This window comes from Gammaproteobacteria bacterium (assembly GCA_035546635.1).
In the GTDB taxonomy this organism is placed as follows: domain Bacteria; phylum Pseudomonadota; class Gammaproteobacteria; order JAURND01; family JAURND01; genus DASZWJ01.
The window spans coordinates 34,908-52,837 of sequence record DASZWJ010000026.1 but is presented as its reverse complement, the minus strand read 5'-3'; the positions used below and the strand labels follow the sequence as shown (position 1 = coordinate 52,837).

Annotated in this window: 21 protein-coding genes; 14 read left to right on the top strand and 7 right to left on the bottom strand. The window is 43.4% G+C overall.

The window, feature by feature from the left end; translation table 11 throughout:
• The first annotated feature begins 226 nt into the window (after nt 1-226).
• From gap to VHE99_06615, 8 genes are all read left to right on the top strand, one after another.
• Nucleotides 227-1,237 carry a type I glyceraldehyde-3-phosphate dehydrogenase gene (gap, locus tag VHE99_06650; protein ID HVV68694.1) on the top strand — a complete coding sequence of 337 codons (1,011 nt, stop codon included), beginning with the start codon at nt 227-229 and terminating at the stop codon, nt 1,235-1,237.
• Between the two features lie 168 nt (nt 1,238-1,405).
• The gene (locus VHE99_06645; protein ID HVV68693.1) at nt 1,406-2,608 is read left to right on the top strand and encodes a phosphoglycerate kinase; all 1,203 of its coding nucleotides are present in this window, start codon (nt 1,406-1,408) and stop codon (nt 2,606-2,608) included.
• A gap of 90 nt (nt 2,609-2,698) precedes the next feature.
• Nucleotides 2,699-4,126 carry a pyruvate kinase gene (gene pyk / locus VHE99_06640; GenBank protein ID HVV68692.1) on the top strand — a complete coding sequence of 476 codons (1,428 nt, stop codon included), beginning with the start codon at nt 2,699-2,701 and terminating at the stop codon, nt 4,124-4,126.
• Between the two features lie 200 nt (nt 4,127-4,326).
• The gene (locus tag VHE99_06635; GenBank protein HVV68691.1) at nt 4,327-5,115 is read left to right on the top strand and encodes a cell division protein FtsQ/DivIB; all 789 of its coding nucleotides are present in this window, start codon (nt 4,327-4,329) and stop codon (nt 5,113-5,115) included.
• 43 nt (nt 5,116-5,158) lie between these two features.
• On the top strand, nt 5,159-5,725 hold the full coding sequence (efp, locus tag VHE99_06630) for an elongation factor P (protein ID HVV68690.1): 567 nt from the start codon (nt 5,159-5,161) through the stop codon (nt 5,723-5,725).
• A gap of 221 nt (nt 5,726-5,946) precedes the next feature.
• Complete coding sequence (locus VHE99_06625) at nt 5,947-6,447, top strand: DUF3106 domain-containing protein (protein ID HVV68689.1); 501 nt, start codon at nt 5,947-5,949, stop codon at nt 6,445-6,447.
• A 6-nt stretch (nt 6,448-6,453) separates the two neighbouring features.
• Nucleotides 6,454-7,482, top strand: coding sequence for an elongation factor P--(R)-beta-lysine ligase (epmA, locus tag VHE99_06620; protein ID HVV68688.1), 1,029 nt, complete (start codon nt 6,454-6,456; stop codon nt 7,480-7,482).
• Between the two features lie 31 nt (nt 7,483-7,513).
• On the top strand, nt 7,514-7,942 hold the full coding sequence (locus VHE99_06615) for a hypothetical protein (protein HVV68687.1): 429 nt from the start codon (nt 7,514-7,516) through the stop codon (nt 7,940-7,942).
• Nucleotides 7,943-7,969: 27 nt separating this feature from the next.
• Here VHE99_06615 and VHE99_06610 read toward each other — a convergent pair whose 3' ends face one another.
• Both VHE99_06610 and VHE99_06605 read right to left on the bottom strand, forming a co-directional pair.
• Nucleotides 7,970-9,403: an RtcB family protein gene (locus tag VHE99_06610; protein ID HVV68686.1), complete on the bottom strand. Its 1,434-nt coding sequence runs from the start codon at nt 9,401-9,403 to the stop codon at nt 7,970-7,972.
• Between the two features lie 95 nt (nt 9,404-9,498).
• Nucleotides 9,499-9,918, bottom strand: a complete 420-nt coding sequence (locus VHE99_06605; GenBank protein ID HVV68685.1) for an archease — start codon at nt 9,916-9,918, stop codon at nt 9,499-9,501.
• Between the two features lie 140 nt (nt 9,919-10,058).
• Here VHE99_06605 and VHE99_06600 point away from each other — a divergent pair, with 140 nt between their 5' ends.
• On the top strand, nt 10,059-10,499 hold the full coding sequence (locus VHE99_06600; protein HVV68684.1) for a PepSY domain-containing protein: 441 nt from the start codon (nt 10,059-10,061) through the stop codon (nt 10,497-10,499).
• Between the two features lie 55 nt (nt 10,500-10,554).
• On the opposite strand, the gene VHE99_06595 is transcribed toward VHE99_06600, so the two are convergent.
• Nucleotides 10,555-11,568 (bottom strand): polyprenyl synthetase family protein, encoded by a 1,014-nt coding sequence (locus VHE99_06595; GenBank protein HVV68683.1) that lies wholly within the window; start codon nt 11,566-11,568, stop codon nt 10,555-10,557.
• A gap of 294 nt (nt 11,569-11,862) precedes the next feature.
• Here VHE99_06595 and VHE99_06590 point away from each other — a divergent pair, with 294 nt between their 5' ends.
• The 4 genes from VHE99_06590 to VHE99_06575 all read left to right on the top strand — a co-directional run bounded on the left by VHE99_06590 (nt 11,863) and on the right by VHE99_06575 (nt 15,405).
• The gene (locus VHE99_06590; protein HVV68682.1) at nt 11,863-12,642 is read left to right on the top strand and encodes a class I SAM-dependent methyltransferase; all 780 of its coding nucleotides are present in this window, start codon (nt 11,863-11,865) and stop codon (nt 12,640-12,642) included.
• A gap of 111 nt (nt 12,643-12,753) precedes the next feature.
• Nucleotides 12,754-13,797, top strand: coding sequence for a glycosyltransferase family 9 protein (locus VHE99_06585; GenBank protein ID HVV68681.1), 1,044 nt, complete (start codon nt 12,754-12,756; stop codon nt 13,795-13,797).
• A gap of 204 nt (nt 13,798-14,001) precedes the next feature.
• Entirely contained in the window at nt 14,002-14,646 is a 645-nt protein-coding gene (locus VHE99_06580) for a LysE family transporter (GenBank protein ID HVV68680.1), read from the top strand.
• Between the two features lie 3 nt (nt 14,647-14,649).
• Nucleotides 14,650-15,405, top strand: coding sequence for a 16S rRNA (uracil(1498)-N(3))-methyltransferase (locus tag VHE99_06575; GenBank protein HVV68679.1), 756 nt, complete (start codon nt 14,650-14,652; stop codon nt 15,403-15,405).
• A gap of 21 nt (nt 15,406-15,426) precedes the next feature.
• Here the strand turns inward: VHE99_06575 and VHE99_06570 are convergent, their stop codons facing one another.
• Nucleotides 15,427-15,684, bottom strand: coding sequence for a hypothetical protein (locus VHE99_06570; GenBank protein HVV68678.1), 258 nt, complete (start codon nt 15,682-15,684; stop codon nt 15,427-15,429).
• A gap of 8 nt (nt 15,685-15,692) precedes the next feature.
• Nucleotides 15,693-15,857 carry a YheV family putative zinc ribbon protein gene (locus tag VHE99_06565; GenBank protein ID HVV68677.1) on the bottom strand — a complete coding sequence of 55 codons (165 nt, stop codon included), beginning with the start codon at nt 15,855-15,857 and terminating at the stop codon, nt 15,693-15,695.
• A gap of 26 nt (nt 15,858-15,883) precedes the next feature.
• Between VHE99_06565 and trmL the strand changes: the two genes are divergently transcribed.
• Nucleotides 15,884-16,345: a tRNA (uridine(34)/cytosine(34)/5-carboxymethylaminomethyluridine(34)-2'-O)-methyltransferase TrmL gene (trmL, locus tag VHE99_06560; GenBank protein HVV68676.1), complete on the top strand. Its 462-nt coding sequence runs from the start codon at nt 15,884-15,886 to the stop codon at nt 16,343-16,345.
• 142 nt (nt 16,346-16,487) lie between these two features.
• Here trmL and VHE99_06555 read toward each other — a convergent pair whose 3' ends face one another.
• The gene (locus tag VHE99_06555) at nt 16,488-16,826 is read right to left on the bottom strand and encodes a hypothetical protein (GenBank protein HVV68675.1); all 339 of its coding nucleotides are present in this window, start codon (nt 16,824-16,826) and stop codon (nt 16,488-16,490) included.
• 148 nt (nt 16,827-16,974) lie between these two features.
• Complete coding sequence (gene rpoH / locus VHE99_06550; GenBank protein HVV68674.1) at nt 16,975-17,826, bottom strand: RNA polymerase sigma factor RpoH; 852 nt, start codon at nt 17,824-17,826, stop codon at nt 16,975-16,977.
• Nucleotides 17,827-17,930: the final 104 nt, after the last annotated feature.

The following is a 17,930-nucleotide window of genomic DNA, read 5'->3' as shown; positions in this document are numbered from 1 at the left end:
AGGTAAAAAGAACAAGTTTGTAAAAGGAATTTATATTTTTTTATCTAAAATTTGTGGTTGACTTTAAGTTGACAGCTACTGAAAGCTTACCCCTCATCCGCCCTATCGGGCACCTTCTCCCATCCCACAAGGGGATTCTCTTCGGTCACAGACGGGAGAAGGCAAGAAGCTATGGCTGAAAGAGGAAGCTGCAAATTCTAATAATTAACTCTCCGGGGAGAATTGAATGACAATAAAAATAGCCATCAATGGTTATGGCCGCATTGGCCGCAATATTTTACGTGCTGTATATGAGTCCGGCTACCGTGATAAAGTGGAAATTGTCGCTATTAACGATTTAGGCGACGCTAAAATCAATGCTTATTTAACGCAATACGATACGGTACATGGAAAATTCCATGGTGATGTCAAAGTCGATGGCGACAACTTGAAAATCCACAATGACCTGATCCGGGTCGTAGCTGAGCGTGATCCGGCCAAACTGCCCTGGGGAGATCTAGGTGTAGATGTCGTGATGGAATGTACCGGTTTATTCACCAGCAAAAAACAGGCTATGCCACACTTAACCTCCGGCGCTAAAAAAGTCGTAATTTCCGCTCCCGCCGGTTCTGATGTCGACGCCACCATCGTCTATGGTGTGAATCACAATACGCTTAAGGCTAGCGATACCGTGATTTCCAATGCTTCCTGTACCACTAACTGTATTGCGCCTATGGCTCATGCACTACATGCAACTGTGGGTATTGTCGAAGGGTTAATGACTACCGTACATTCTTACACCAATGACCAGAAACTGATCGACGTCTATCATCCTGATGTGCGCCGCGCCCGCTCTGCGACGCATTCTATGATTCCTACTAAAACCGGCGCCGCAGCTGCTGTTGGTCTAGTTATCCCGGAGCTAGCCGGCCGCTTGGATGGATTTGCAGTCCGTGTCCCGACGATTAACGTGTCTTTGATTGATTTAACTTTCCAATCTAAGCGTCAAAGCAGTGTGGAAGAAATCAACGCTATCATGAAGAAAGCTTCTGAAACTGAACTCAAAGGCATAATGGATTACTGTGATGAACAATTAGTTTCTGTAGATTTTAATCACAATCCGATTTCTTGTACTTTTGATGCAACTTTGACTAAGGTCATCGGTAACACGGTTAAAGTTCTGGGCTGGTATGATAATGAATGGGGTTTCTCTAATCGTATGTTGGATACGACGTTGGCGTTGATGAATGCTAAGTGAATAAGGATTGTCATTCGTGCATTAGTGTCCGGTAAAACTCTGTACCCCTCTCCCACAAGGGGAGAGGGGATATAGAGTTTTACCAGACACTAGTGCGCCTTCCCAGGAATAACAGTTTTTACTAATTACCCAACAAAAAAAGCTTTCCTATTTAACGAGCCATAAAACATGTCCATCCTTAAACTAAATGAAGTCGATATAGAAAACAAACGCGTCTTGATTCGAGAGGACTTAAATGTCCCCATGGAAAATGGTGAAATCACCAGTGATTTACGCATTCTCGCCGCCCTGCCAACTATCGAATACTGCTTACGTAAAAATGGTCACGTTATAGTCATGTCGCATCTGGGACGTCCAACCGAAGGCGTATTTGAAGAAAAATACTCACTTGCTAAAGTCGCTGAACATTTAGGACATTTATTAGGACAGTCGGTGCGCTTCCAGCGTGATTGGCTGAATACTGAAGTTAAAGTCGCTGCCGGTGAAGTACTCATGTTAGAAAACGTGCGATTTAATACTGGCGAAAAAAATAATGATCCCCAATTAGCCAAGAAAATCGCCTCTTTGTGCGATGTGTTTGTCATGGATGCTTTTGCCACTGCCCACCGCGCTGAAGCCTCAACCTGTGGCGTTGCTGAATTCGCCCCAATTGCCTGTGCCGGTCCACTATTGGTCAAAGAGTTAGAAGCACTCGATCAAGCTTTAGCCGATCCCAAACGCCCATTGATGGCGATCGTTGGCGGCTCTAAAGTTTCTTCTAAACTCTCGGTATTAGAATCTTTAATAGATAAAGTAGACCAGTTAATCGTCGGCGGTGGTATTGCCAATACTTTCATCGCTGCTGCAGGATTTAACGTAGGGCAATCTCTTTATGAACCAGACTTGGTACCGGAAGCACAACGCCTGATGCAACAAGCACAATCCCGCAACGCCACTATTCCTATTCCTTCTGATGTGATCGTTGCAAAAACTTTTGCCAAAGATGCGCTCCCCATTTTAAGAAAAGTTGCGGATGTTGCTCAAGATGAACGTATACTCGATATCGGTCCAGAAACCACCAAGCTTTACGTGCAACATATCAATGCAGCAGGATCTATTATCTGGAATGGCCCCGTTGGTGTATTCGAATGGGATGCATTCGCCGAAGGCACCAAAGCCACCGCTTTAGCGATTGCGCAAAGCCATGCTTTTTCATTAGCAGGCGGTGGAGATACCATTGCTGCTATAGAAAAATATGATATTGCTGATAAATTGTCTTATATTTCCACGGGAGGCGGGGCGTTTCTTGAATTTTTGGAAGGAAAAAAATTACCTGCTATCGCTGCGCTGGAACTTGCTGCTTGGAGATGGATGAAAGAAATTGGGGGGTGATTGAGCTATTACAGCCGTGACTTTTTCCCTTCTCCCACAAGGGGAGAAGGTATAATGTATTTTTTTATTATTAGAGGAATCTGCATGTCGATTAGAAGAACAAAAATTGTCGCTACTTTAGGCCCTGCTACCGATAACCCTGCTGTAATGGAACGTTTGCTAAAAGCGGGCACCAACATGGTACGTATTAATTTTTCTCATGGCGCAGACATGGCACAAACACGCATTGCTGCCGTACGCGAGTGTGCTAAAAAAATAGGCGTTACCGTGGGCATTATGGGTGACTTGCAAGGTCCCAAAATCCGCATTTCCCGCTTTCAAAAAGGTAAAGTACTATTAGAAAAAGGCGCGCAATTCATTTTAGATGCCAGTCTTCCAGTCACAGCCGGTACAGATGTCAGCGTCGGTATTGATTATAAACAACTACCTGAAGATGTAGCTCCTGAAGATACGCTATTGCTAGATGATGGTCGCATTGTATTGACGGTCAAAAAAATCGAAGGTCCACGGGTGATCTGCATCGTTAAAGTCGGCGGTGAGCTCTCCAACAATAAAGGCATCAACCGTCTGGGGGGTGGTTTAACTGCCGCCGCGCTAACCGAAAAAGATAAAGAAGATTTATTAGTTGCCGTGGCCGCTAATGTCGACTACATTGCAGTGTCTTTTCCCCGCGATGCCAACGATATCCAAATCGCTCGTGATTTACTCACTGCCGCCGGCAGTGATGCCGGCATTATCGCCAAAATTGAACGCGCCGAAGCTGTAGTGAATATTGATGAAATCATTAGCGCATCTGATGCAATTATGGTGGCACGCGGTGATCTCGCCGTTGAAATTGGTGATGCCGAAGTCCCCGGGGCACAAAAGCATATGATACGCCGCGCCCGGGCTTTAGATCGTCCAGTGATTACTGCTACCCAAATGATGGAAAGCATGATTCACAGCTCCGTCCCCACACGCGCTGAAGTCTCTGACGTCGCTAATGCCGTTTTGGATCAATCGGATGCAGTCATGCTCTCTGCTGAAACTGCTGTAGGCGATCATCCTGATAAAGTCGTCGAAACCATGGCGCGGATTTGTATTGCGGCGGAAAAGCAACCTGAAACTCAAGTTTCTGGGCATCGCATGGAATTACAATTCAAACGCACGGACGAAGCCATCGCCATGGCCACACTTTATACCGCTAATCACTTAGATATTAAGGCGATACTGACACTGACCGAATCCGGCTCAACCCCCTTGATGATGTCACGCCTGCGCACCAACATCCCCATTTATGCGTTAACCCGTAACGCGGCGACATTAGGTAAAATGACATTGTATCGTGATGTGTTCCCTATTCTTTTCGATTCTACACAATCTGAAGCGGAAAAAGTCACCGCTACCGCCATTGCAACTTTAAAAGATTTGGGATTAATTGCCACGGGAGAGCGTATTATTTTTACTAAAGGTGACCATATGGGCGTTCACGGCGGCACAAACACCATGAAAATTATTCAAGTTAATGAGGTGTCTTAGTGCAATGGTCAGAGATACTGCTACTTTTAGGCGCAATCTTAGTCGCCTTTATTTTATATCGACAGGTTAAAAGTAATCCCCTGGCGTTTTCCCGTGAAAACCTGGGGAAAAGCTTTGGTACTTTAGCGATTCTGGCATTATTATTGATTGCATTTATTGCGTTCTTGGTGTTTATGTTACGCTCTGGATAAAAACTTTTTATGGAATCACCCTCACCATCCCCCACTTCCAGCCCTGGAGCGCTTTATCGTTTAGGGTTTCGACTCTATCGTATATTTCAATTACTGGTTGCTATTGCTGTGCTAGTCAGCCTTGGTTGGGGCTGGCATCTGATAAGAGACCCAGATCAATTCCCTATAAAAGTCGTAAAAATCCAAGCGGACTATCAGCATTTAGACCATGATGCAATTGCTCAACAAGTCCTGCCCTTTGTCGATCGAGGTTTCTTCAACCTAAATCCTCGAGAATTGACACGGGTATTACAACAATCCCCTTGGGTAGCCGATGTCGATATTCATCGAGTATGGCCGGACACTGTCATCATTAAAATCACTGAACAGCAAGCCGTTGCACAATGGGGTAAACAAGCATTGGTGAATGCTGCCGGTAAACTTTTCACCCCCCCAGCTAACACTTTCCCTGCGAAATTACCCATATTAAATGGCGCTGACAACCAACTCACGACACTATTACAGTACTACCATGATATGAGCGCCATCCTAGCTCCCTTAAAATTAACGATTACTGAACTAGACGCCAATGACCGCCAGGCGCTCAATCTGACCTTAAATAATGGCACTAAAATTTTCCTTGGCCGCACTGACCCCTTACCGCGTCTGCAACGTTTTGTCAGAGTTTATCACGAGATATTTGCCACAGATGATACACCTGCTGAAAGTGTCGATTTGCGTTATGACAATGGGATTTCGGTTAAATGGAAAACAAATAACGACGCCAAGACACCAGCAACTACTGGCATTGCTCAATAAAGGCTGGTAGTGTATAGCTGTCAGTCTTAACAAGTGAGCAACCATGGCATATTACAGCACCAATGAATTCAAAGCCGGCCTCAAGGTCATGTTGGACGGTGATCCTTGCAGCATTTTAGAAAATGAATATGTAAAACCCGGCAAAGGCCAAGCATTTAACCGCGTTAAACTACGCAACCTAAAAACCGGCCGCATCCTAGAAAAAACCTTTAAATCCGGTGATAGCTTACCTGGCGCCGACATAGTCGAAATTGAAATGGAATACCTGTATAATGATGGTGAGCTATGGCATTTTATGGTTTCAGACACATTTGAACAACATGCCATCCCCGCTAATCTGCTTGCAGAAACAGCCCAATGGCTCAAGGCTCAGGATATCTGTGTAGTAATGTTGTGGAATGGACAGCCCTTATCAGTCACCCCTCCCAACTTTGTTACCCTAGAAGTCACTGAAACCGAACCTGGCATTAAAGGCGATACCGTCAGTGGCGCAACAAAACCCGCAACACTGGAAACTGGCGCGACTATCCGTGTTCCACTGTTTGTTAATGTAGGCGATGTGCTAAAAGTTGATACCCGCACGGGTGCTTATGTCTCCCGAGCTAAATAAGGCGAGTTTAGGATTAACAAAAAATTCCTACTCACCTAGGATTTGTCAAAATAATAATGAAAGCTATAATATTCATTACTGTTTTGACTAAACACCTGATTAAGAATTTGCAAATCATTTCTTCAAATGGTTTAGGAGTCATAATCAGGACTAACGCTGGAATTTCTCCAGCGAGAAGTAAACCTCGCAAACCATTTCATTTCGATAAAGGAGATTTTGTTATGAAAACCACTCGCATTACCCTAAAAAAGGGATTTATCTTTTTAGGTGCCGCTGCTTTTTGTTATGCTCAAAGCATTCATGCCCAAACCACAGATACTTCAACAACCACTAATGCACCAGCTGCTCAAACAGCTCCAATGGCTGGTGGTATGCAAACTGCAACACCCGAACAAATGCAAGAAATGCAGAAAAAATGGCAAAACATGACCCCTGCCGAAAAAGAGCAAATGCGGGCTAAAGCTAAAGAAGCCTGGGAAAAAATGACCCCAGAACAAAAAGAACAATTACGCGAACAAATGCGTCAGCGCATGCAAAATATGACTCCAGAACAACGCAAGCAAATGATGGAGCGCATGCACAAAGAGTGGGAAGCCCTGTCTCCTGAAAAGAAACAAGAATTGGTCAACAAAGCCCAAGAACGTTGGAACAAATTAACTCCTGAACAGCAGACCCGTCTAATGGAACATGTGCAGATGATGGAAGGACAATCCGCACAGTAATCCATTATGGCTGATACCCGATCATCTTGGAAACCATCAGCCAGTCTAGCTAATTTGCGGTTACGCAGTCGTATTATTGCTGCTATTCGTAACTTTTTTGCTGACAGGGGAGTACTAGAAGTTGAGACTCCCCTGCTCTGCAAAACTACCGCCACCGATCCGCACATTGCCAGTTTTAGGGTTCTTGAGCAATCAAGCGCTCCAATCTCAGATGCATTCGCATCCAAACATACTGCTGATTTTCCATACCAATACCTGCAAACCTCTCCTGAATTCGCCATGAAACGGCTGCTAGCTTCCGGCAGCGGTTCTATTTATCAGATTTGTAAAGCGTTTAGACTTGAAGAACATGGTCGTTATCATCATTCTGAATTCACTATGTTGGAATGGTACCGCATTGGCTTCGATCACCATCAGCTGATGGATGAGATTGATCTGTTATTACAAACTGTTGCCGATACGGAAAGCGCAGATCGTCTTACCTATGCCGAAATTTTCCAAAACTTTTTAAGCATCGATCCACATATCAGCACCACGCATGAATTACAAAACTGCGCCCAACAAAATGGAATAGAACACATAGAAAATCCTGACCCAGAGAATAAAGATTTTTGGTTATATTTGTTGTTATCACATTGCATCGAGCCACATTTAGGTGGTAAACGTCCAGTATTCATTCTCGATTTTCCTGCTCAACAAGCCGCGTTAGCAAAAATTCGCCCTAGCAATCCACCCGTAGCTGAACGCTTCGAACTTTATTGGAAAGGCATAGAACTAGCCAATGGTTATCATGAACTCACTGATGCAAAAGAACAGGAACGTCGCTTTAAAGCCGATAATAAAAAGCGCCGTCAATTAAATCTACCGGAAATACCCGAAGACCAGCAATTATTAGCCGCTTTGTCCAAAGGCATGCCCGATTGTGCGGGAGTTGCACTAGGTATAGATCGATTAGTGATGTTGGCTGCCCATCTAGATACGATAGATAAAGTTATCAGCTTTTCTTCTTCTCCCTTTGCTGTTGACTTAGGTTGACAATAGATAGACATAGTCTATTATTAAAAACATGAAATTACCTATTTACACATACAGTGACGAGAAAAATCTCAAGCTCTTAGAGACGCGAGGAATAAGTTTCGAAGATATTATTACAATTTTAGATACTAAAGGATGTTTAGCCGTCATTGACCATCCTAATCTGAATATCCGTAAAAAAAATACAGATGTAAAACTTGATTTAGAAGAACAAGAAATAGAGGATAATTTACCTGACACCTGGGAACAGCTACCTTTCTCAGCTAATCAAGCCGAAGAATTGGCATTTGCTAAACAAGCAGCTGCTAATTATCTTAGAAAAGGAGCTAAAATTAACATTCGATTAACTCAGCATGATATAGAAGGTTTGAAGCGCATTGCTACACGAGAAGGATTACCTTATCAAACTTTAATTTCTAGCATACTACATAAGTATGTTACTCATTATCTAGAAAGATAGGTTTGAATAGCTACTCGACAAAGATAATCAACCTTTCACACAAATCTTCGGGCGCAGCAAAGCCACTCGACGCGCCAACCCTGCCTTTTCAGTGCATTGCGCTACGATATCCACATCTTTATAGGCTAATGGCGCTTCTTCCGCAGCGCCACGCAAAGAGCGGGTGCGAATTATTATCCCTTCAGTTGCCAGGTTGTGAATCAATTGATCGCCTCGCCACTGTTTTAACGCCTGATGGCGGCTCATATTTCGACCAGCGCCGTGGCTGGCAGAGGCAAAAGCCTGATTCTCAGTTTCTCGGTTGCCGGCAAGAATATAAGAAGCTGTGCCCATACTGCCGCCTATAATCACCGGCTGCCCAACTGAGGTGAACTCTGGAGGTAAATCAGGATGCCCTGGTCCAAATGCGCGAGTCGCACCTTTACGGTGGATATATAGTTTGCGCCATTTGCCATCCACCTCATGGCGTTCCTCTTTGCAAGTGTTATGCGAAACATCATAAAGCGTCTCGATTTTACAATCAGGAATAACTCGAGCGAAACATTCGCGGGTTAAATGGGTGAGGATTTGCCGGTTAGCCAAAGCACAATTGATACCCGCATGCATCGCACCAATATACTTTTGTCCTTCAGGAGAAAGTATGGGTGCTGAGGCTAATTCACGTTCGGGCAGCACCATTCCCAAACGTTGCGCCGCTTTGGCCAGCATCACCAAATAATCTGAACCAATCTGATGCCCAAGACCCCGTGAGCCACAATGGATGGAAATCAGTACTTGTCCTTGGTAAATTCCAAACGCCTCGGCCGCTTGGCTATCAAGAATTTCATCCACTACCTGCACCTCAAGATAATGGTTACCTGATCCTAGCGTACCTACTTCACCCCGCTGCCGTTCTTTGGCCAAATCGGACACATTATCAGGGACAGCACCAGACATCTGCCCTTTTTCTTCTACATGCAACAAATCGGCAGCCTCACCATAACCCTTTGCTAATGCCCAACGCGCACCGCCTTGTAACATGGCGTCCATTTCTTTTCGGGACAAACGAATTTTTCCCTCCACTCCTACTCCGGCAGGAATATTCGCATATAAAATATCGGCCAATTTTTCACGCCAAGGATACAATTCATCCCAGCGCAAATCTGTTCGTAAGCAGCGAATGCCACAAGAAATATCAAAACCAACACCACCTGCCGAAATAATACCGCCTGCATCCGCATCAAATGCAGCCACACCGCCAATAGGAAAACCATAACCCCAATGCGCATCAGGCATGGTCATAGCCGAACCCACCAATCCCGGCAAACGCGCTACATTAGTGATCTGCTCTAAAACTTTTTCATCCATGGTAGCGAGTAATTCTTCATTCGCGTAAAACCTAACGGGTAATGTAGATTGACTACTTCTGGGCTTCAGCGTCCAGCAATAATCTGTAATTTTGATGAGTTGATTTAAGTCCATAGAACCTTTCCATTTTTACTAGTAATTCACCTCTCCCGTCTGTGACCGAAGGGAATCCCCTTGTGGGATGGGAGAGGTGAATGTAAGGATAAAAATTAAACATCCACCACACACTTGGCTTCCCATTGCTCCTGCCGCTTGCACACGGATAGCATGGTCAGTGTGGCTCCCTTCACTTCCGTGCCACGCACCAAATCCTCACGCCAAGGCTCACCCATAGCCTGCCCAATCCAATGGGAGTTATTTTGAATTAATTTAAATTCTCCCAAAATCAAACCCTGACTATAGGATTTTGCTAGCAAAAGATTCAACCAGGTGACCAAAGCCAGTTCCAAATCTGTTTCTTCAAATTCAATGGTAATAGTTTGCAGCATATGTAGCTGGCTTAAATCTGCCATAATGGCAAACATGGCGCGCGCGGCCGCGACAAACGCTAAGGCGACCGTCTTCCCCCGTCCTATAATGCCAATATCCGCCTCATGAGAAAAATAATCTACATCTGTTGCAGTTTCCATTTGATTTTTTCCATATAAACTTTATTCGAATTCCTATTGGAAAGCACATTGACTATAAAGTACCACCCCCCATACAATAGATAGTATCCATGCAAGCGGCAAAAGTAAAACCATTGCCGGACAACTAACGAGGTGAAACAATGAAGTCATATAAAAAGATAGCACAAGGAATTTTATCGGTAGTCGTATTAGGCCTTAGCGCTATCTCTGCACAAGCAGCACTCAGAGTCGATATGTCGGATGCCTTACAACGTTTAAGCAATTCAGGCTACACAGCAGAAGACCAAATTAAGCTGGTAGGAACTAATTATGTCGCAATTGTATTTGATCCTTCAAATCAGCGCGCTAGTGTTAGCGTTAATGGTAATACCGGCGAAGTCACTTTTATAAAAACATTACCACCCATACGCATTGATTGGTTGGAAGCAGCCAAAATTCTTGAACAACAAGGTTATGCCGTCACTGAACTGGAAAACAAAGGGGATCATTACCGCGCCACAGTTTATGACTCCCAAAACCGCGCAGCTGATGTAGAAGTTGATAAAGTCACTGGCAAAGTGATACAGCATGTGATTAGTTAATCGATTTTTGTAGGAGTTGTGCATCATGCATTGTGATGCCGCCCTTTGCTTGTGCTCACGACGTTCTATCTACCGCGAGTTGTGCTAACACCAATAAAGCCTGCTTAAATACATTATCTGGCAATATAACTAATGCTGCTTTTGCTAGTTCCGCCTGCTGCTCAGCTAGAGCTTTCACATAAACAAATGCTTGAGTTGATTCAATAATCTGGCGTATTGCGCTGAAATCTGCCAATCCACCTTGTTTAATCGCACTACGGATTAATGCTGACTCCGCTTCTGTCCCATGCTGCATAGCGTAGATCAATGGTAATGTCAGTTTACCTTCAGCTAAATCATCCCCAAGGTTTTTCCCTGTTTCTTCCGGTGCTACGGCATAATCCAGCCAATCATCAATCATTTGAAAGGCCATACCTAAATATAGGCCATAAGTAGCAATTGCTTGCTGTTGTTGCGAAGTACATTCTGCAGCATGCGCCCCCACTTCAGCTGCAGCAGCAAACAGCACAGCCGTTTTACACCGTATTACATCTAGGTAATGCGTCTCAGAAATATCTGGATTATTACGATTCATCAGCTGCAGCACCTCTCCTTGGGCAATCGTGTTGGTAGCATTGGCTAAAATACTCATAATAGATAGATTTTGCAGGCTAATCATGATCTGAAAGGTGCGAGAATAAATAAAATCTCCAACGAGTATACTCGCTTGATTACCCCAAATCGTATTCGCAGTTGGCCGTCCCCGCCTTAAATCAGAATTATCCACTACATCATCGTGTAATAATGTGGCGGTGTGTAAAAATTCAACAATTGCCGCAAGCTTAATATGGGACTCCCCTTGATAGCCAAATGCCCTAGCCGCCAGCAAAGTCAAGAGAGGCCGTAACCGCTTACCTCCACCTTCAATGATGTATTGACTGACCTGTCTGATTAATTCCACATCAGAGTGCAAACTCTCAAGTATGAGTCCATTTACACGCTCAAAATCATTTTGAACTAAGTGTCGGATATCTTCCAATGAAACAATGACCGACGATACTTGTTGTGTAGAGTTTTCTGAAATTGACATGATTGCCTGTATTGAAGAACCTTAAGGAGTAGAAGACAAATTTTTTTTGTGAATCGAGCGGATATTGCATAAGTTTAACAGAAATGTCCAGCAGTTCACGGCGAATGTTTTACTTGCAATGTTCTCGCTGCACATTCGAGCAAACTTAAGCATAAACCATTTAATCACTTTTACTTTGCTCATGATTCTGCCCTTTTTATATTCTATCTCTGGTTTTAAATAAAACTAACTAACTTCCAAAAAAACAGTTATAGTAACGACAGGAGTTGTTTTAATTTAAAAGGAGAAAAATCAATGACTGATTTTGTTAAGGAATTTTGGGAAAGACAAGGTGAAAAATATCAGGATTCACATTGGGCTTCGTGGGGAGATCATTATATGATGGACTTGGAAATAGATTTTATTTCCAAAATGATCCAACCCAATAACCGCGTTTTGGATGCCGGTTGTGCGAATGGGTTTTCTGCCTTCAAACAATATGAGAAAAATGATTCCATCAATATTGTTGGCATCGATTACTCTCAAAACATGATACAACATGCCAAAGCAGTTCAACAAAGCAATTATAAAAATTGCCCCATCGATTTTAAAGTACAAAATATTTTAGAATTAGATTTTCCAGATAATCATTTTGATATTGCCTATACCACTAGGGTATTAATCAATTTATCAAACTGGACACAACAACAACAAGCCATTTCTGAGCTTTGGCGAGTAGTTAAACCGGGTGGCAAGTTAATTTTATTAGAGGGCTTTTGGGAACCCCTTGTATTGCTTAATTCACTGCGCGCTTTAAAAGATTTACAACCGCTTGTTGAGCATGACTTCAATCGTTACTTAAAAAAGAATAAATTAGAAGCCTTTTTAAAAGAACAGCGTATCCATTTTCAAAACCATGATTATTCATCGGTTTATTATCTTGGTTCTAGATTTTTAAGAGAATTATTAACCAATCCCGCTGACTATGAGGGTTATTCTAATCCTATCAATAAATTATTCTATGAAATTGAAAAAGACTTTTCGGGCGGCGGATTTGGAATCCAGCAGGCTTATTCTTTATCAGTAGTTAAATGATTGGTCTCACCCCCCTTTGAAAAAGGGGGGTGAGTAATTACCCCCAAATTATTATCCATGCTATAATTACTCTTTCGTACTCATTCAATTCCCCGATTTCCAACTCTCTATATGAAAAAATTTTTTAAGTCACACCCCCCCAGAATTCTATTAAGCCGCGTTGACAATATCGGCGACGTCATATTGACCCTACCCATGGCCAGTGTACTGAAACAACATTACCCTGATTGCCATATCGTATTTATGGCACGAGATTATGTACGTGATATCATACGTTCATACCCTATGGTAGATGAATTTCTAAGCTGGAATGAGCTGGAATCTGCCACCCCCGAACAAGCTGCTAAGCGCTTAAAACAGCTTAATCTTGATTTGTTTGTGCATGTCTATCCTAAAGAAGTGATCGCTAAACTGGCAGCAAAAGCCAAAATTCCCTATCGGGTGGGCACCATTCGCCGCACTTATCACTACTTTAATTGTAACCGCTGGGTGCCTTTAAGGCGTAATCGCACCAATCTGCATGAAGCGCAACTGAATCTGCAATTGCTTACGCCCTTCGGAATCAAGGAAAAACCTACTTTGGAGCAGTTGATCCCCCGGGTCAAGTTGACGCCACCTGCCACCCCCTTGCCTTTAGATATCGCTCAGCTATTGGACAAAAACCGGTTTAACTTGATTGTCCACCCTCTTTCTAACAATAATGGCAAAGAATGGCCACTAGCTTATTACATACAATTGATTAATTCATTACCCCCCAACCGGTTTAATGTTTTTGTAACGGGTTCAACCCAAGAAGTGTCCGCTTTAACCCCTCTTATCTCTCAATGTCAGAAAGCCCATGTCATCTGCGGCAAACTAGATCTGGCGCAATTTCTTACCCTGATTCAACAATGCGATGGTTTGCTTGCCTCTGGCACAGGGCCATTGCATATGGCAGCCGCCATTGGTATAAAAGCCCTCGGTCTTTACCCACCCCCCATGGATATAGATCCAGTACGCTGGGGGCCGCTTGGACCACAGGCTGAATTTCTCGTTAAACCCTCATCCTGCTTCAAAAGATGCCTACACCCCGGAACCAGAAGCTGTCCTTGCATGGATGCCATTTCTGTTGCAGAAGTCAGGTCTGTGCTGGAACGTTGGGCGTCAATCAATTAGTGCCAATATTATTCTAACTAGTCGCTGGCGCGAAATTCAAAAAATGCACGTCGTCCCGGCAGGAAGCCGGGAGAAAGGTCGCAGGAAAGCGAAACTTTAACTTCCCTGTCAGCTGGATCCCGGCATCCATGCCGGGACGACGTGCATTTTTTGAGTTTCGCGCCAGCGACTAACTAGCTGACTTAGCATCCTATGGAGATGTTTATGCAAGACTTTTTACTGACCTTCCTCGGCATTGCCAGCTTACATTTTCTGGCAGTCACTTCCCCAGGGCCGGATTTTATTTTGGCCACTAAAAATGCGTTACTCTATCCTAAACGTCAAGCCATACTGACAGCTCTGGGTATTTCTCTGGGAATCGTGATTCACGTGACTTATTGCATCTTAGGTTTCGCTGTGATTATTGCCAAATCCATCGTGTTATTTACGATTATTAAACTGTTAGGCGCTTGTTATTTAATTTATATTGGTATAAAAGCCTGCCTAGCTAAAGATGGCTCGACAAATTCTACCGCACAGCATACGACTGTGACCTCCCCAATATCGGGCTGGCAAGCTTTAAAACAAGGTTTTTTGTGCAATCTACTGAATCCTAAAGCCACATTATTTTTTCTGGGATTATTTACTTTGGCCATTAAACCCACAACTCCCGCCTGGATGCGTATTTTTTATGGTGCTTGGATGGTCGGAGTTACTTTTCTCTGGTTTACTTTTATTAGCCTACTCATTGCCAATCCACATGTAAGGTCTAGAATTCTACGTATACAACCCATTGTGACCAAGGTGATGGGAGTCTTATTGGTATTTTTTGGTTTGGATTTGGCTTTATTTTCTTTTAAAAATATTTAACCTATGCACGTACCTCGCATTTACACGCCTCAAGAATTAAAAAGTGGTCGGGAAATAGTTCTAGATACGCATGCCAGCATGCATTTATTGCGGGTGTTACGACTTAAAACTGGGGAAAGCTTACGTGTCTTTGATGGCTGTGGGCATGAGTTTCATGCTGCATTAAGTGGTAGCCAAAAAAATCTGGCCGTGGTGACCTTGGCTGATCCTTGGCTTAGCAATCCCGAATCACCATTAAATATTCATTTAGGACAGGGAATTTCACGTGGTGAAAAAATGGATTATACCATTCAAAAAGCCGTAGAATTGGGTGTAAGCAAAATAACGCCTTTATTTACACAGTATAGCGGTGTTAGCCTAACAGAGGCACGCATAGAAAAACGTCTGGCGCACTGGCAGGCGGTGATTATAAATGCCTGTGAACAATCTGGGCGGAATATATTGCCCACTATTGAAATCCCAATGACTTTAGCCAAGTGGCTGTCTCAAAGAACAGAATCTCTAAAATTGATGCTACAACCTGACGGAGATCGACAATTACATGAATTCTCAGCAATTGCTGCCAATGTTGCTTTAGTGGTTGGACCTGAAGGAGGGTTTAGTGTGGAAGAATCGTTATCGGCTAAACAAGCAGGGTTTCATACTTTGAGTTTAGGTCCGAGGATATTACGTACTGAAACCGCTGCGCCTGCGGCTATTGCATTAATGCAGTATCTTTGGGGAGATTTTGCACCCCATGAAAAAAATGGAGAGTCTTAAGTTGACGCCTTTGTTCCTTGCTCAGCAAGAATTGCTCTTCCTATGCCGCCATTTCCGAGCAATTCCGAATATACTGACTACCGCCCAAGCAGTTTCTATGATAACTGAAGGTAAGTTCCACGCATAAATCAGAGAAAATAAAATCATCAAAGCGCCCAACAGATTTAACACGGGGTAGGCAAATCCATGCGCAGACAATTTTTCATATTGCAATAAAAAATAAGCGAGTACTACTAAAAAAACGCCCAAGATGCCGATAATATTGCTGATTTCCGCCATAAGCCCCGCTACTTCTGTTGATTTTGATTTAATTCAGGTTTTTTCTCTGAATATCCACATGCAACACATTCGATATGCTCTTCTGCTTGATAAATCCATTGTATCGTATCGAATTTTTTGCATTGCGGGCATATTGCCCCTGCAATAAAATGTTTTTTGACCTTTTCTTTCATAAGTTTATTTTGAGTATATTCATATCATGTTCGAAATTGCCCTATTTCAACCAGAAATTCCTCCCAATACTGGGAATATCATCCGCCTATGTGCCAATACAGGCAGCCAATTACATCTGATACATCCCTTAGGTTTCACGCTAGAAGATAAACAATTACGACGGGCCGGCCTTGATTATCATGAGTGGGTGACTATCGCACAACATCTTGATTTTCCTAGCTTTGTTGCGACACGGCAAGACTGCCGGCTGTTTGCCTGTTCCACCAAGGGAAAAACGCGCTACGACCAAGTAGTTTATCAGCCAGGAGACATTTTTTTATTTGGACCTGAAACGCGAGGGCTGCCAACTACACTGCTCAACACCTTCACTGAGGATAGGGTGTTATATATTCCCATGTCCCCCGGTAACCGCAGTTTGAATTTATCTAATGCTGCTGCTGTTATACTTTATGAAGCTTGGCGACAACTTTCCTTTTTACAGCCCTAGCTTTTCCCTTTCTCCCCTTGTGGGAGAAGGAAAAAGGTGTCCTTCGCTTATGCGAAGGCTAATAGAGGCCACGGCACCCCCCCCCAAAAAAAAAGCGCATCATCGCGATGCGCTTTTTTAGAGGTAAGCCAACAAAACTTGATTAGCTTGCGCTGGGGGCAGCAGTGCCGTCAGTGGAAGCGTTACCACCTTCTGTGCTGGATGCTTCTTCAGCTTTTTTATGACCATGGTGGTGTTTTTTGTGGTGGTTTTTTGGAGCAGTTGTTGACTCAGTTGCAGGAGCAGAGCTTGTAGCAGTGCTTTCTGTAGAGGTAGTAGCAGCAGCGCCAGAATTGTCAGCTGGGCTGGTGGTAGTGGTGCTGGTTGTGCTCTGATCTGTTGGAGCAGTGCTGGTGCTGGTAGCGCTGGTGTCTTGCGCAAACACTGCAGAGGAAAGAACGCCGGCAGCCGCTAAAACAACTAATTTTTTAGCTAAACTCATGTTTAATCTCCTAATTTATAAATTATTAACTTGAATGATGCATCATTCCCTTAACCAAGGGTGCGCAATGATAGCCAAAAAAATACATCATTGGAAGAGGATTCACTGCTTTTTTTAAGGTTTTTATAAAGAGACAAGAATGCAGGTATTAATCATCCAATGCTTTCTTGAGTTTTTCCATGGCGATCTTTTCAATTTGGCGTATACGCTCTGCTGAAATACTATACTTGGCAGCCAAATCATGCAAAGTTGCTTTATCCTCAGCCAGCCAGCGGCAGCGTAAAATATCCTGACTACGTTCATCTAGCGAAGATAATGCTTCATGCAATCCCTGTTCGCGGTTTTCAGCCCAATCTTTGGCTTCTAGCTGTACAGCAGGATTATAGCGCTGATCCTCAAGATAGTGTTCTGGCGCAAAAGAATAATTGCCATCATCTTCACCTTGCAGCCCATCAAATGACTCATAACTGGCGTTTAAACGGGTTTCCATTAACCGGACTTCTTCCGGGGAAACATTGAGCTCATGGGCTACGGTTTTGATTTCTTCTTCATTAAACCAGGCTAAGCGCTTGGTGGCCTTACGTAGATTAAAAAATAGCTTACGCTGCGCTTTAGTTGTCGCTATCTTCACAATACGCCAGTTACGTAAAATGAATTCATGAATTTCCGCCTTAATCCAGTGCACGGCAAAGGAAACCAATCGCACACCCACTTCTGGGTCAAACCGTTTGACAGCCTTCATCAGGCCAATATTCCCTTCCTGAATTAAATCTGCTAGCGCCAAACCGTAACCCATATATCCACGCGCCACACGCACCACAAAACGCAAATGCGACATAACCAGCTGCTTGGCCGCATCCAAATCCTGCTCACGAGAAAAGCGTGTTGCTAGTTCATGCTCTTGTTCATAAGTCAGCATAGGTATTTGATTCACTTGGGCAATATAAGCTTCTAGGCTGCCTATCGGGGCGAGATTCATCATTTTCATGCTTTGGCTCATTTAAAAATGCACCTATTTATGAGATTTTAAGGAAAATTTAGGGAAAAACTTAAGTATATTTTAGCTGATTTAGGATGTTAAGGCAAAAAATGTTGAACCTATTT